Source organism: Sphingomonas sp. Xoc002, assembly GCF_050408055.1.
Taxonomy (GTDB): domain Bacteria; phylum Pseudomonadota; class Alphaproteobacteria; order Sphingomonadales; family Sphingomonadaceae; genus Sphingomonas; species Sphingomonas yabuuchiae.
In genome coordinates this window covers 3,421,722-3,435,067 of record NZ_CP191175.1, presented here as the reverse complement: position 1 = coordinate 3,435,067, position 13,346 = coordinate 3,421,722, and the positions used below count along the sequence as shown (strand labels likewise).

Sequence of the window (13,346 nt, the reverse complement as noted above, 5' to 3'; positions counted from 1 at the left end):
CCGGCGGAGGCCGGGGCCCAGTTGCGGTGAGTCATCGAAGGCGGGATACCGATCGCCTCCCCCTCACGATCATAGCGCGCTTTAGGCTGCGTGGAGCCTGGGCCCCGGCCTCCGCCGGGGCACGAGAAGACACTTACCCCTCCCGCGCCAGCGCCTTCAGCTTGTACAGCGCATCCAGCGCCTCGCGCGGCGACAGGGCGTCGACGTCGAGCTTCTCCACCTCCGCCCGGATCGCATCGCACTGTTCTTCCTCGATCTGCGCCGCGGCGGCAAAGAGCGGCAGGTCGTCCAGCCCCGCCGCCAGCCCGCCGGTCTTGGCGCGGCCCGCCTCCAGCTTCGCCAGCACTGATTTGGCGCGCGCCACCGTCGTCGGCGGCATCCCAGCGAGGCGTGCGACCGCCAGACCGTAGGAGCGATCGGCCGGCCCTTCCGAAACCTCGTGCAGCAGGACCAGTTCGCCCTTCCACTCGCGCGCGCGGACATGGTGGAGCGACAGCGCCTCGCACCGCTCGGCCAGCCGGGTCAGCTCGTGATAGTGGGTCGCAAACAGGCAGCGGCAGCGATTATCCTCATGGATCGCCTCCACCACCGCCCAGGCGATCGCCAGGCCGTCATAGGTCGAGGTGCCGCGCCCCACTTCGTCGAGGATCACGAAGCTGCGTGGGCCAGCCTGTGCCAGGATTGCGGCCGTCTCGACCATTTCGACCATGAAGGTCGAGCGCCCACGCGCAAGATTGTCCGACGCGCCGACCCGGCTGAACAGCCGGTCGACCAGTCCGATCTTGGCACGGGCGGCGGGGACGTAGGACCCGGCCTGCGCCAGCACCGCGATCAGCGCGTTCTGGCGCAAAAAGGTCGACTTGCCGCCCATGTTCGGGCCGGTGACGAGCCAGAGCCGCGAGCCTTCCGACAGCGAACAGTCATTGGCGACGAACCGCTCGCCGGAGCGCGCCACCGCCGCCTCGACCACCGGATGACGCCCGCCCGTCACGTCGAAACAGGCATGGTCGACCAGTTCGGGCCGGACCCAGCCGCCCTCCACCGCACGTTCCGCAAGGCCGCTCGCGACGTCCAGCCGGGCGAGCGCATCCGCCGTCGCGGCAATTCCTTCGCGCGAGGCGAGCGCGGCGGCGGTCAGCTCCTCCAGATGCGCGGCCTCGGCGGCCAGCGCATGGGCGCCTGCCTGCGCGACCTTGCTGGCGACCTCATGCAACTCGGGCGTGTTGAAGCGGACCACGCCCGCCAGAGTCTGGCGATGGGTAAAGCCCGACTCGGGCTTCATCAGCGCATCGGCCGAACGCGCAGGAACTTCGACATGATAGCCGAGCACGCCATTGTGACGGATCTTCAGCGCGGCGATGCCGGTCTTCTGGCGGAATTCCGCCTCCAGCGCGGCGATGGCGCGGCGTCCGCCCGCACCCGCATCGCGCAGATCGTCGAGCGCCACGTCATAGCCCGCCGCGATATAGCCGCCCTCGCTCGCCTCGATCGGCGGCGAGGGGACGAGCGCGCGGCGGAGCAGGTCGATCAGGGCGCCATGGCCGCGCAAACGGGGCGTCGTCTCGCGCAGCAGGGGAGGGCCGTCGGTCAGTTGCTCGGACAGCGCCCAGGCCCCGTCGAGACCATCCCGCAACTGCCCCAGATCGCGCGGGGACCCCCGCCCCGCCGCGATCCGGCCGATGGCGCGGCCGATATCGGGCAGCGCCCGCAAGGCCGCGCGCAAACGCTCGCGAAGCGCGGCATCGTCATGGAAATGCTGTACCAGATCGAGCCGCGCCTCGATCGCATCGCGGTCCATCAGCGGTGCGCCGATATCCCCCGCCAGCGCCCGCGCGCCCGCGCCCGTCACCGTCCGGTCGACCGCATCGAGCAGCGAGCCCTTGCGCTGGCCGTTGGCAGTCTGGGTCAGCTCCAGGCTCTCGCGCGTCGCCGCGTCGATCGCCATCGCACCCGCCGCCTGCGACAGCACGGGCGGACGGAGGAAGGGCAGGGCCCCCTTGGCGGTATGGTCGAGATAGGCGACCAGTCCGCCCGCCGCCGACAGCCCGGCACGGCTGAACTGGCCGAACCCGTCCAGCGTGGCGACGCCGTAAAGCCGCTTCAGCCGGTCCTCGCCGCTACCGCTGTCAAAGGTCGAAGAGGGGCGCAACGTCGTCGCGGCACCGGCATGGCCCGCATTCTCGGCGGCGACCACTTCGGCGGCGGCCAGGCGGGCGAGTTCGGCCCCTAGGGCGTCGGCCTTCACGTCGATCACGACGAACCGCCCGGTCGAGATGTCGGCGGCGGCCAGCGCCACCGCGCCGCCCGCCTCACCGATCGCGACGCACCAATTGTCGCACTTGGCATCGAGCAGCGCCTCTTCGGTCAGCGTGCCTGCGGTGACAACCCGCACGATTCCACGCGCGACCAGCGCCTTGGACCCGCCGCGTGCCTTGGCCTCGGCGGGCGTCTCGGTCTGCTCGGCGATGGCGACGCGGTGCCCGGCCTTGATCAGGCGCTGCAGATAGGCGGTCGCGGCATGGACCGGCACCCCGCACATCGGGATCTTCTCGCCTTCATGCTCCCCGCGCGAGGTCAGCGCGATGTCGAGCACGCCCGAGGCGATGCGCGCATCGTCGAAGAACAACTCGAAGAAATCGCCCATCCGGTAGAAGAGCAGGCAATCCTCGGCCTCGGCCTTCAGCGCCAGATATTGCGCCATCATCGGGGTGGGGGTGGTCATCGGCACTTCTTCAATCTTCGGAGAGTTGGGCGGCATGGCGGATACCGAGGATCGCCACCGTATCGCCCTCATGGACATAACGTAGAATATTGGGGCGGACCGTCACCATCTCGCGACGACCCTGCGTAATCGGTCGGCCGCGATCGGGAAATTTCCGGAGGGAATCGGCAAGCTCCATCAAACGCACGCCCAATCGCCGGGCTGCGGAGGGATCGAATTCTTCGAGATAATCGACGATCGCGGCGAGTTGCAGCGAGGCCTGGATCGACCAGCTTATTTGAGCCATTCGCGGGGCAGGGGCTTGCGATCGGGCGTACCCCAGGTCTTCAGCCATTCGGCCATCTTCTCATGCGGCACGAAACGGCCGGCCCGAAAATCCACAAGCGCGCGTTCGTCGGCGGCCAGTTCCGCCGCCTCGTCGCGCTGCTCGAAAATGCCGGGCTCATGCTCCATAGATGAACTTATAAGGCTGATGGCTGGCCTTGCCTAGGGCGGCAAAAGGGCTGCGTGACAGGGTTGTCAGCCACGCCCGAAAGCTTCAAGAGCCGTAGCGTCCTTGTATCCACAGCATCGAAGGCCGCGCGCATGTCCGACGAACCTACCGACCAGTTCTCCGAGCGCGAGGCCCTGCTGTTCCATTCCGAGGGACGCCCCGGCAAGATCGAGATCATCGCGTCCAAGCCGATGGCGACGCAGCGCGACCTGGCGCTGGCCTATTCGCCCGGGGTCGCGGTGCCGGTGCTGGCCATCGCCGAAGACCCCGCCACGGCTTACGACTATACGGCCAAGGGCAATCTGGTCGCGGTCATCTCCAACGGCACCGCGATCCTGGGCCTCGGCAATCTGGGCGCGCTGGCGTCCAAGCCGGTGATGGAGGGCAAGGCCGTCCTCTTCAAGCGCTTCGCCGATGTCGACTCGATCGATATCGAACTGAAGACCGAGGATGTCGACCGGATCATCGACGCGATCGAGCTGATGGAGCCGAGCTTCGGCGGCATCAACCTGGAAGACATCAAGGCGCCGGAATGCTTCATCATCGAGCAGACCCTGCGCGAGCGGATGAACATCCCGGTCTTCCATGACGACCAGCACGGCACCGCGATCATCTGCGCGGCGGGCCTCATCAACGCCTGCCTGCTGACCAAGCGGCGGCTGGACGAGATCAAGGTCGTCGTCAACGGCGCGGGCGCGGCGGCGATCGCCTGTACCGAGCTGATGAAGGCGATGGGCGTGCGCCACGACAATGTCATCATGTGCGACCGGACCGGCGTGATCTATCAGGGCCGCGACGACGTCAACCAGTGGCAGTCGGCGCATGCCGCCGCCACCGATCGCCGTACCCTGACCGAGGCGCTGCACGGCGCGGACGTGTTCCTGGGCCTGTCGGCGGCGGGTGCGCTGAAGCCCGAGATGGTCAAGGACATGGCACCGTCGCCGATCATCTTTGCGATGGCCAATCCGGAGCCGGAAATCCGCCCCGAGCTGGCAAAGGCCGCGCGCCCCGACGCGATCGTCGCGACCGGCCGTTCGGACTATCCGAACCAGGTCAATAACGTCATCGGCTTCCCCTTCATCTTCCGCGGCGCGCTCGACGTGCGCGCGACCGGCATCAATGACGAGATGAAGATCGCCGCCGCCAACGCGATCGCCGAACTGGCGCGGCAGCGCGTGCCGGAGGAAGTGGCGCTGGCCTATGGCACGCAGCACAGCTTCGGCCCGGAATATATCATCCCGGCGCCGTTCGATCCGCGCCTGATGGAACTGGTCCCCTCGGCGGTGGCCAAGGCGGCGATGGATTCGGGCGTGGCGACGCGGCCGATCCTCGACATGGACGCCTATCGCCAGAAGCTGCGGGCGCGCCTCAACCCGACCACCTCGGTCCTGACCCTGGCCTATGAGGGCGCCAAGGCGCATCCGAAGCGCGTGCTGTTCGCCGAGGGCGAAGAGGAAGTGGTGCTGCGCGCCGCCATCGCCTTCAAGGAGGGCGGCTACGGTACCCCCGTGCTGGTCGGTCGCGACGACGTGTACGACCGCTTGGCGGCGCTGGGCGTCACCAACCCGCAGGAATATGAAGTCCATAACAGCCGCACCTCGGAGATGGTGCCGCAGATGGTCGACTTCCTGTACCAGCGTCTCCAGCGTCGCGGCTATCTGCGCCGCGATGCCGAGCGGATGATCAACCAGGATCGCAACATCTTCGGCTCGGTCATGCTCCAGCTGGGCCAGGCCGATGCGATGATCACCGGCATCACCCGCACCTATGCGCAGAGCTTCCGCGAGATCCGCCGGGTCATCGATCCGGTCGACGGCAAGGTGCCGTTCGGCATCCACCTGCTCGTCGGGCAGAGCCACACCGTCTTCATCGCCGACACCACGGTCAACGAGCGTCCCTCGGGCGAGGAACTGGCCGACATCGCCGAGCGCACCGCCGCCGTCGCCCGTCGCATGGGGCATGAGCCGCGCGTGGCGTTCCTGTCCTATTCGACCTTCGGCAATCCCGAAGGCCAGTGGATCGACAATGTCCGCGACGGCGTGCTCGCGCTCGACAAGCGGCAGGTCGGGTTCGAATATGAAGGCGACATGTCGCCCGACGTCGCGCTGAACCCCAAGCAGATGGCGAACTTCCCCTTCTCGCGCCTGTCGGGTCCGGCGAACGTTCTCATCATGCCGGGGCTCCAGTCCGCCAATATCTCGGCCAAGCTGCTCCGCGAACTGGGCGGCGACAGCATGATCGGCCCGATGCTGATCGGCATGGAAAAGCCGGTGCAGATCGCGCCGATGACTTCGACGGCGGGCGATCTGGTCACGCTGGCGGTGCTGGCCGCGGGCGGCATCGCGCGCTGATCTTCGTTGGACGGTAGGAAAGGGGGCTGGGCAGCAGACGTTGCCCGGCCCCTTTTTCATTCCTCCCCGTGCCGGGGAAGATCGTGTCGCCAAAACCACAACTCCACCCCGTCACATTCCGGTCATTACGCTGTCGTGCGCGTGTCACGCACCGGCCCCATGCGCCCGCTCCATTGGGTTAACGAGCCATTTGGGGGCCAGAGTAGATGGTAAAGTTTCTGATCGGTGTCGCGCCGCTGGCGCTGATCGCATCGGGTGCGTCGGCGCAGACGCTGCCCGTACAAGCCGCCGTCACCGGCACGACCACCGACCCGGTCGCGGCCGATCCCACGCCCGAGGGCGAACAGGCCAATGTCCCGGCCGATGTCGTCGTGCTCGGCTTCGGCCAGAGCCGCCAGGTGCAGACGATCACCGCCGCCGATCTCGACCGGCTGACCCCGGGCACGTCGCCGCTCAAGGCGATCTCGAAGCTGCCGGGCGTCAATTTCCAGGCGGCCGACCCGTTCGGGGCCTATGAATGGTCGACCCGCATCTCGCTTCGCGGGTTCAACCAGAACCAGCTGGGCTTCACGCTCGACGGCGTGCCGCTGGGCGACATGAGCTATGGTCCGACCAACGGCCTGCACATCAGCCGCGCGATCATCTCCGAGAATATCGGCTCGACCAGCGTAGCGCAGGGCGCGGGCGCGCTCGGCACCGCCTCGACGAGCAATCTGGGCGGCACCATCCAGTTCACCAGCCGCACGCCGTCCGACACCGCCGCGCTCGCCGCCTCGGGCACCTATGGCAGCAACGACACGATCCGCGCCTTTGTCCGCGCCGACAGCGGCGACCTGGGCGGCGGCCTGAAGGGCTATCTGAGCTATTCCTACCTGACCACCGACAAGTGGAAGGGTTTCGGCAGCCAGCGCCAGCATCAGGCCAATGCCAAGATCGTGAAGGACTTCGGCGACCGGGGATCGATCACCGGCTTCTTCAACTTCTCGGATCGTCGCGAGAACGACTATCAGGACCTGAGCCTCGATATCATCAAGCGTCGCGGCTATTATAACGACAACATCACCAACGATTATCCGCTCGCGATCCTCTATGCCAAGCAGGCGACCAACGGCGCGGCGGCCGCGGCCTATGCGCGTGCCAATAACGGGTCGCTGACCGGCTTTTCCGCGCCCTATGCCGGGATCGGCATCGGCCTGCCGACCGGCATCACGCTGGACGACGGCTATTATGATGCGGCGGGGCTGCGCCGCGACTATCTGGGCGGCGTGACCTTCGCGGCCAAGCTGACCGAGGCGCTGTCGCTGACCTCGACCAGCTATTACCACCATAACAAGGGCCAGGGGTCGTGGATCACGCCCTATAGCCCGACGGTAGCGGGCGCGCCCAACGCCGATGGCACGCCGATCACCAACCCCGCGCCGCTGTCGTTCCGCACGACCGAATACAGCCTCGACCGCGCGGGCACGATCGCCAAGCTGGCGCTGACCACCGGCGCCAACAAGCTGGAACTGACCGGCTGGTATGAGAGCAACACGCTGCACCAGGCGCGTCGCCTCTATGGCATGACCGACACCGCGACGCCGAACCGCAGCGCGCTGGATTTCCAGCGCAATCCGATGGCGACCGTCTGGAACGGCAAGTACGACACCGAGACGCTGCAATATTCGGTCGGCGACACGCTCGACATCGGCCAGCTGACCCTCAACGGCGGCTGGAAGGGGATGCGGGTCCGCAACCAGGCGAACACGCTGGCCGGCACGCTGGCACGCGGCCGGATCAAGAGCGAGGACTGGTTCCTGCCGCAGGTCGGCGCGGTGCTGCACCTGGGCAACCAGGCCGAAGTCTTCGCCAGCTATACCGAGAATATGCGCGCCTTCATCGCGGCGGCGACGGCTGCGCCCTTCTCGATCAGCCAGGCGGCGTTCAATTCGGTCGCGGGCACCGTGCGCCCCGAAAAGTCCAAGACGGCCGAGGGCGGCCTGCGTTATCGCACCGGCGGGCTGCAGCTGTCGGCGGTCGGTTATTATATCGACTTTTCCGACCGCCTGCTGACCTATTCGGTCGGCACCGCGATCCAGGGCATTCCGCCGACGCTGAACAATGTCGGCGGCGTGGAAAGCTATGGCGCGGAGGTTTCGGCCTTTTACCGCCTGACCTCGGCCTTCTCGGCGCTGGCCAGCTATTCCTACAACCATGCCACCTATCAGCAGACGGTGCGCGACGGCTCGGGCAACCTGCTCGCCGAAAAGGGGCGCTACGTCGTCGACACGCCGCAGAACATGGTCAAGGGCGAGCTGGTTTATGACGACAGCCGGTTCTTCGGCCGGGTCGGCGCGGACTATATGTCGAAGCGCTACTTCACCTATCTGAACGACCAGTCGGTCGCGGGCCGCGTGCTGGTCGACGCGAGCATCGGTTATCGGTTCCCGAAGGAATGGGGCGGTTTCGCGATCGAGGGCAGCGTGACCAACCTGACCGACAAGCGCTACATCTCGACCATCGGCACCAACGGCTTCACGGCCAGCGGCGACAACCAGACGCTGCTCGCGGGCGCGCCGCGCCAGTGGTTCGTGACGTTGAAGAAGGGGTTCTAACCCGTCCGTATGACGCTCCCCTCCCGTAAACGGGAGGGGATGGGGGAGGGCAAGGAGTCTCACCGAGACCGTCGCTTGTGGCCGTGCCCTCCCCAACCCCTCCCCCCTGCCGGGAGGAGGGGCTTTCAGACAGCCCAGGCCCTGATATCCGCCTGCTCTCCGATCAGCGCCAGGCCATGCGCGATCGATGTGAGTTCGCCCCCGGTCGCGATCCTTTCGCCGCCGAACCGCACCTCGAACATCCGCCGGATCGCGGGCATCAGCGAGGTGCCGCCGGTCAGGAACACCCGGTCGATCGCGCCCGCCTCGGTCGCAGCCGCCACCAGCGCCCGGTCGACCGCCTGCTCGATCCGCGCGAGGTCGGGCGCGATCCAGCTTTCGAAATCCTTGCGGGCCACATCCGCCTGGATCGACAGCCCGCCGCCCTCGAAACGGAACCGCGCGTCCTCCGCCGCCGACAGGTCGCGCTTCACCCGCCCGACCGCATCGTAGAGGCGGTATCCCTGCTCCTCCTCGATGATCGCGATCATTCGCCCGATGGCGTCGGGGTCGAGCGCGGCGCGGCGCAGCTTTTCCAGTTCCGCCAGCGTCTTGCGATTGCGCATCAGCGCCAGCCGCGACCAGTCGCCGAAATCGGCGAAATAGCCGCGCGGGATTTCCAGGACCTTGTCGAACGAGCGATATCTTCCGCCCGCGCCCAGCAGCGGCAGGACGAGATGATCGATCAGCCTTTGGTCGAACCGATCGCCCGCGATCCCGACACCGGCATGGCCCAGCGGCTCGCACCGCCGATCCGCGCCGGGGGCGGCGATGCGCACGACCGAAAAGTCGCTGGTGCCGCCGCCGAAATCGGCGACCAGCACGGTGGCAGGCTCGGTGATCCGCGAGGTATAGCTGAACGCCGCGCCCAACGGTTCATAGACATAATGGATTTCCACCCCCAGCCGCGCGAACATCGCGTCGTAACGCTGGCGGGCCAAGGCCTCGTCGGGCCGGTGCCCGGCATATTCGACCGGCCGCCCGACGACGATCCGTGCCGCCTTGCCGTCGAGCGTGCCGCCGCTGCGCGCCGCCATCCGGTCCAGAAAGGCGCGGCCCAGTTCCTCGAAGCGATAGCGTTTGTCGAACACGGTCGCGTGCTCGAAGACGGGCGAGGCGGCGACCGACTTGAACGACTGGATGAACCGGCTGCCGCCCGGAAAGTCGAGATATTCGGCGATGGCCCATGGCCCCGCCTCGACCTCGATCCCGTCATCCTCCCAGAAACACAGCGCCGAGCGGAAGACGGGGTCTTCGCCCTTCGGCGCCTTGAGCGGGACGAGATGCGAGTCGCCGCCCTCGGCGCGGGCGATCACCGAGTTGGTGGTGCCGAAGTCGATACCGAGGATGGCGTGCGGGGTGTCGGTCATGCGGCGTCCGCTACACGATGCGGGCGCTGAGAGCAGGGGGTTTCTTGCCTTCTTGCTCCCCTCCCGCAAGCGGGAGGGGCTGGGGGAGGGCAAAGCCACAGGCTACGGTCTCTGCGAGGTTCCCGGCCCTCCCCCCGACCCCCTCCCGCAGGCGGGAGGGGGAGCAGAAGGTCATCGGTCGTTTCAGCCCAAATCCGGCCACCGCTCCAGCATCGCCGCCGTCACGCCGTTGGTCCAGCCAAAGCCGTCCTGCGTCGGATATTCTCCGCCGCCGCCGGGCTTGCGCTCCTCGACGTCGTATTTTTCCAGCAGTTTGCCCGTCTCGGCATAGGTGCGCGCGACGGTGGCGATCCAGCGGCGGGCGATGTCCTTGGCGAGCGCCTGATCGCCGTACCGCCCCAGCCCCTCGACCGCGATCCATTGCAGCGGCGCCCAGCCATTGGGCGCATCCCATTGCTGGCCGGTGCGCAGGCCCGTGGTGCGCAGGCCGCCTTCGCCGATCAGCGTGGCACGGGTGGTGGCGGCGACCGCACGCGCCTGGTCCGGGCTGGCCAACCCGGCGAATAGCGGGAAGAGCGATGCGGCGGTCTTCGCAGGCGTGGGCCGCTTGGCCACCCGGTCCCAGTCGGCATAGCGCTTTTCGCCCGCCACCCAGAGATAGCGGTCGATCGCCGCCTTGCGCCGCGCCGCCATATCGGTGAAGCGCCGCGCGGTCGCCGCATCCCCCGCCGCCGTCGCGCGGGCGGCGATGCGGGTTTCGGCCATCCACAACAGGCTGTTGAGATCGACCGGCACGATATCGGTGGTGTGGATCGTCTCCAGCCGCATCGGATCGGTCAGCCAGCGCGAGCTGAAGTCCCAGCCCGATTCCGCCGCCGCCCGCAGGTCGCGCTGGACGACGCCAGCGGCACGCGGCGCAGCCTTGGCGGCGGTTTCGCGGTCCTCGCGCCAGCTTTCGTCGCGAGGGCTTTCGCGCGCATCCCAATAGCGGTTGAGCAGGCTGCCATCGGGCATCCGCACGACATGGGCGCAGGCCCCCGAGGCATCGAGGCAGCTCGTCCCCGCCATCCAGTAATCATGCTCGCGCACCAGTGCCGCCAGCCGCCGCTTCGCCAGTACCGGATCGCGATTGTCCGACAGGTCCATTATCAGCGCGAGGAAAGGCGGCTGAGACCGGCTGAGATAATAGGTCCGCGTGCCGTTGGGGACATGGCCGTAACGCTCGACCAGATCGACGAAATCGGCCAACATCGCCTCGATCAGCGGGGCCTGGCCGTCCGCCTTCAGGCCCAGCATCGTGAAATAGCTGTCCCAGTAATAAATCTCCTGGAACCGGTCGCCGGGCACGACATAGCCATGGTCGAGCCCCAGCGCCGACGATCCCGCCACGGGCGTGAAAGGCGCGCGGCCCAGGATCGGCCAGAGCTGGCGGATGCGCTCGCGCAAGGGGGGCTTGGTCTGGGTATCGCCGCGTACCGAGAAATAGCGGCGGACGAAGGTGGCCAGCGCCTCCTTGCCGACCGGCTTTTCGCGGGCATAGGCGGCCATGATCGCTTGCGGGTCCTCGCGCGGCACCGCGTCGGCAAAGGTCTTGCCGTCGGGAAAGACCTGCGCCTCCTGCACCGCGCCGAAGAGCGGGCCGTAGATATCGGCGGGGGAGGGCGGCGCGTTCTGCGCCTGGAGCAGCAGGGCCAGCGCGGGCAGCAGGACCAGCGGGCGCAAGCGGTTGGCGATCATCATCCTCTCCTGTCTATTCGGTTCGCGCGGCGCGGGGCAGCAGGACGTTGGCCGACAGGCCGCCGCCCGGTGCTTCGTCCAGGACTAGCCGACCGCCATGCAGTTCGGCCAGTTCGCGCGCGATCGCCAAGCCGAAGCCATGCCCGTCGCCGCGCTCGTCGAGCCGCGCCCCCGCCTGTGTCGCGCGGAGCCGGTCGGCCTCCGGGATGCCGGGGCCGTCATCGGTCACGCTCAGCCGGATAAGCCGCCCTTCCGCGACCACCGCGATGGTCACCCGGCTGCGGGCATGGCGGGCGGCATTGTCGACCAGATTGCCCGCCACCTCGTCCAGATCCTGCGCGTCCATCGTGACCGACAGATCGTCGGCGATGTCGGTGGTGATGCGCACGCCCCGTTCGGCATGGATGCGTGCGATCGCATCGGCAAGGTCGTCCATCGCCGGGCGCAGTGCTGTCGCGGCACGGCTGGTGCCCAGCTGCACCCGGGCGCGCGCGAGGTGGTGGCGGATGGTGTCATCGATCCGCGCGACCTGCGCTGCGCGGGGCGGATCGTCCGCCAGATCGAGCGCCAGCGTCGCCACCGGCGTCTTGAGCGCATGCGCCAGATTGGCCGCCGAGGCCCGGGCGGCCGCCAGCGCGCGTTCGCTGTCGGCGGTCAGCGCATTCAGTTCGGCGGCGAGCGGCTGGAGCTCGACGGGCTGGTCCTCATCGACCCGGGTGCGCTCGCCGGTCCGGATGGCGGCCACCTCCTCGCGCAGCCGCCGCAGCGGGCGCAGGCCGAGCCGCAACTGGATCAGGCTGGCGGCGGCGAGCAGCACGCCCAGCCCCGCCAGCATCGCGAGCAGCGGCACCAGCGCGGCACGGATCGGCCGCGCCACGACCGCGCGCGGGGCGGCGGCGGTGATCGTCACGGCCCCGCGTGTCGAGGGGATGGTGACCTGTCGGGCATGGACGCGGATGCCTTGCTCGGTGCGACCCTCGGCCGGGCGGGGCGGCTCGACGAGTGTGGGACCGCCGGGCGGAGGGGCAGGGGGCGGGCCGCCCTCGACAGGCCCCGGCGGATGCGGCGCGGCGAGCGGCGGAAAGTCGCCCGATCCGATGACCCCGTCCGGTCCCGCGATCCGCCAGCGCCAGCCGGGTTCGGGCTCCAGCAAACCGCGCCGCTGGTCGATGCGCTCCCGGTCCACCTTACCCTGTCTGTCGACGGCGGACGCGAGGACGGCGATCTCGGAATCGAGCCGCTGGTCGAGCCCGCGCGTGACGATCCCCTCCAGCGCGCTCGCCAGCCCCCAGCCCGCGAGCAGCAACGCCGCCAGGATCGCCGCCCCCGAGATCAGGATCATCCGGCCGTGAATCGACCGGGGAAGTCTCATGCGGCCTCTCCGGCGGTCAGGCGATAGCCCATGCCCCGCACGGTCTCGATCAAATCGGCGCCGATCTTCTTGCGCAGGCGGCCGACGATCACCTCCAGGCTGTTGGAATCGACATCCGCATCGCCTTCATAGACGCGCTCGAGCAGTTCCAGCCGGGGGATGACCGCCTCCTTGCGCAGCATCAGCGCGGACAGGACGCGCCATTCGAACGCGGTCAGCTTCAGCGGCAGGCCGTCCAGCTCGAACTGCCCGGTCTGGCTGTCGAAGGAGAGGGGCCCGCAGGTCAGGCGCGGCTGGGCATGGCCCGCCGCACGGCGGACCAGCGCGCGCAGGCGCATGACCAGTTCCTCGACGCGAAAAGGCTTGGTCAGATAATCGTCCGCGCCCGCCTTGAACCCGGCCACCTTGTCCGACCAGCCATCGCGTGCGGTGAGGATCAGCACGGGCAGGGCGCGCCCCGCCTCGCGCCATTGACGCAACAGGGTCATGCCGTCGCCATCGGGCAGGCCCAGGTCGAGCACGGCGGCGTCGTAGATTTCGGTATCGCCCGCATGGCCCGCATCGACGCCCCGGTCGAACAGATCGACCGCGCATTGCTCGGCGCGCAAGGCGCGCGCGATGGCGGGGCCCAGTGCGGGATCATCCTCGACCAGCAGAATCCGCATGAC

Annotated in this window: 9 protein-coding genes; 2 read left to right on the top strand and 7 right to left on the bottom strand. The window is 68.3% G+C overall.

Annotated elements, in window-relative coordinates:
- Window positions 1-133: 133 nt before the first annotated feature.
- Genes mutS through ACQR50_RS15710 form a run of 3 tightly spaced genes read right to left on the bottom strand, consistent with a single transcriptional unit; the run spans window position 134 to window position 3,175 of the window.
- On the bottom strand, window positions 134-2,704 hold the full coding sequence (gene mutS, locus ACQR50_RS15720; RefSeq protein ID WP_428970723.1) for a DNA mismatch repair protein MutS: 2,571 nt from the start codon (window positions 2,702-2,704) through the stop codon (window positions 134-136).
- A gap of 28 nt (window positions 2,705-2,732) precedes the next feature.
- On the bottom strand, window positions 2,733-3,008 hold the full coding sequence (locus tag ACQR50_RS15715) for a type II toxin-antitoxin system RelE/ParE family toxin (RefSeq protein WP_428969026.1): 276 nt from the start codon (window positions 3,006-3,008) through the stop codon (window positions 2,733-2,735).
- The gene (locus ACQR50_RS15710) at window positions 2,996-3,175 is read right to left on the bottom strand and encodes an antitoxin (protein ID WP_428969025.1); all 180 of its coding nucleotides are present in this window, start codon (window positions 3,173-3,175) and stop codon (window positions 2,996-2,998) included. The genes ACQR50_RS15715 and ACQR50_RS15710 overlap by 13 nt, the downstream gene beginning before the upstream one ends.
- A gap of 132 nt (window positions 3,176-3,307) precedes the next feature.
- On the opposite strand from ACQR50_RS15710, the gene ACQR50_RS15705 reads away from it, so the two are divergent.
- Both ACQR50_RS15705 and ACQR50_RS15700 read left to right on the top strand, forming a co-directional pair.
- Window positions 3,308-5,566 carry an NADP-dependent malic enzyme gene (locus tag ACQR50_RS15705; protein WP_056433537.1) on the top strand — a complete coding sequence of 753 codons (2,259 nt, stop codon included), beginning with the start codon at window positions 3,308-3,310 and terminating at the stop codon, window positions 5,564-5,566.
- Window positions 5,567-5,772: 206 nt separating this feature from the next.
- Window positions 5,773-8,160: a TonB-dependent receptor gene (locus tag ACQR50_RS15700; RefSeq protein WP_428969024.1), complete on the top strand. Its 2,388-nt coding sequence runs from the start codon at window positions 5,773-5,775 to the stop codon at window positions 8,158-8,160.
- Window positions 8,161-8,285: 125 nt separating this feature from the next.
- On the opposite strand, the gene ACQR50_RS15695 is transcribed toward ACQR50_RS15700, so the two are convergent.
- The 4 genes from ACQR50_RS15695 to ACQR50_RS15680 form a co-directional block, all read right to left on the bottom strand.
- On the bottom strand, window positions 8,286-9,569 hold the full coding sequence (locus tag ACQR50_RS15695; RefSeq protein ID WP_428969023.1) for an Hsp70 family protein: 1,284 nt from the start codon (window positions 9,567-9,569) through the stop codon (window positions 8,286-8,288).
- Between the two features lie 183 nt (window positions 9,570-9,752).
- Window positions 9,753-11,306, bottom strand: coding sequence for an alpha,alpha-trehalase TreF (treF, locus tag ACQR50_RS15690; RefSeq protein ID WP_428969022.1), 1,554 nt, complete (start codon window positions 11,304-11,306; stop codon window positions 9,753-9,755).
- Between the two features lie 13 nt (window positions 11,307-11,319).
- Window positions 11,320-12,678: an ATP-binding protein gene (locus ACQR50_RS15685; RefSeq protein WP_428969021.1), complete on the bottom strand. Its 1,359-nt coding sequence runs from the start codon at window positions 12,676-12,678 to the stop codon at window positions 11,320-11,322.
- Complete coding sequence (locus ACQR50_RS15680; protein ID WP_058718341.1) at window positions 12,675-13,343, bottom strand: response regulator; 669 nt, start codon at window positions 13,341-13,343, stop codon at window positions 12,675-12,677. The genes ACQR50_RS15685 and ACQR50_RS15680 overlap by 4 nt, the downstream gene beginning before the upstream one ends.
- Between the last annotated feature and the right edge of the window lie 3 nt (window positions 13,344-13,346).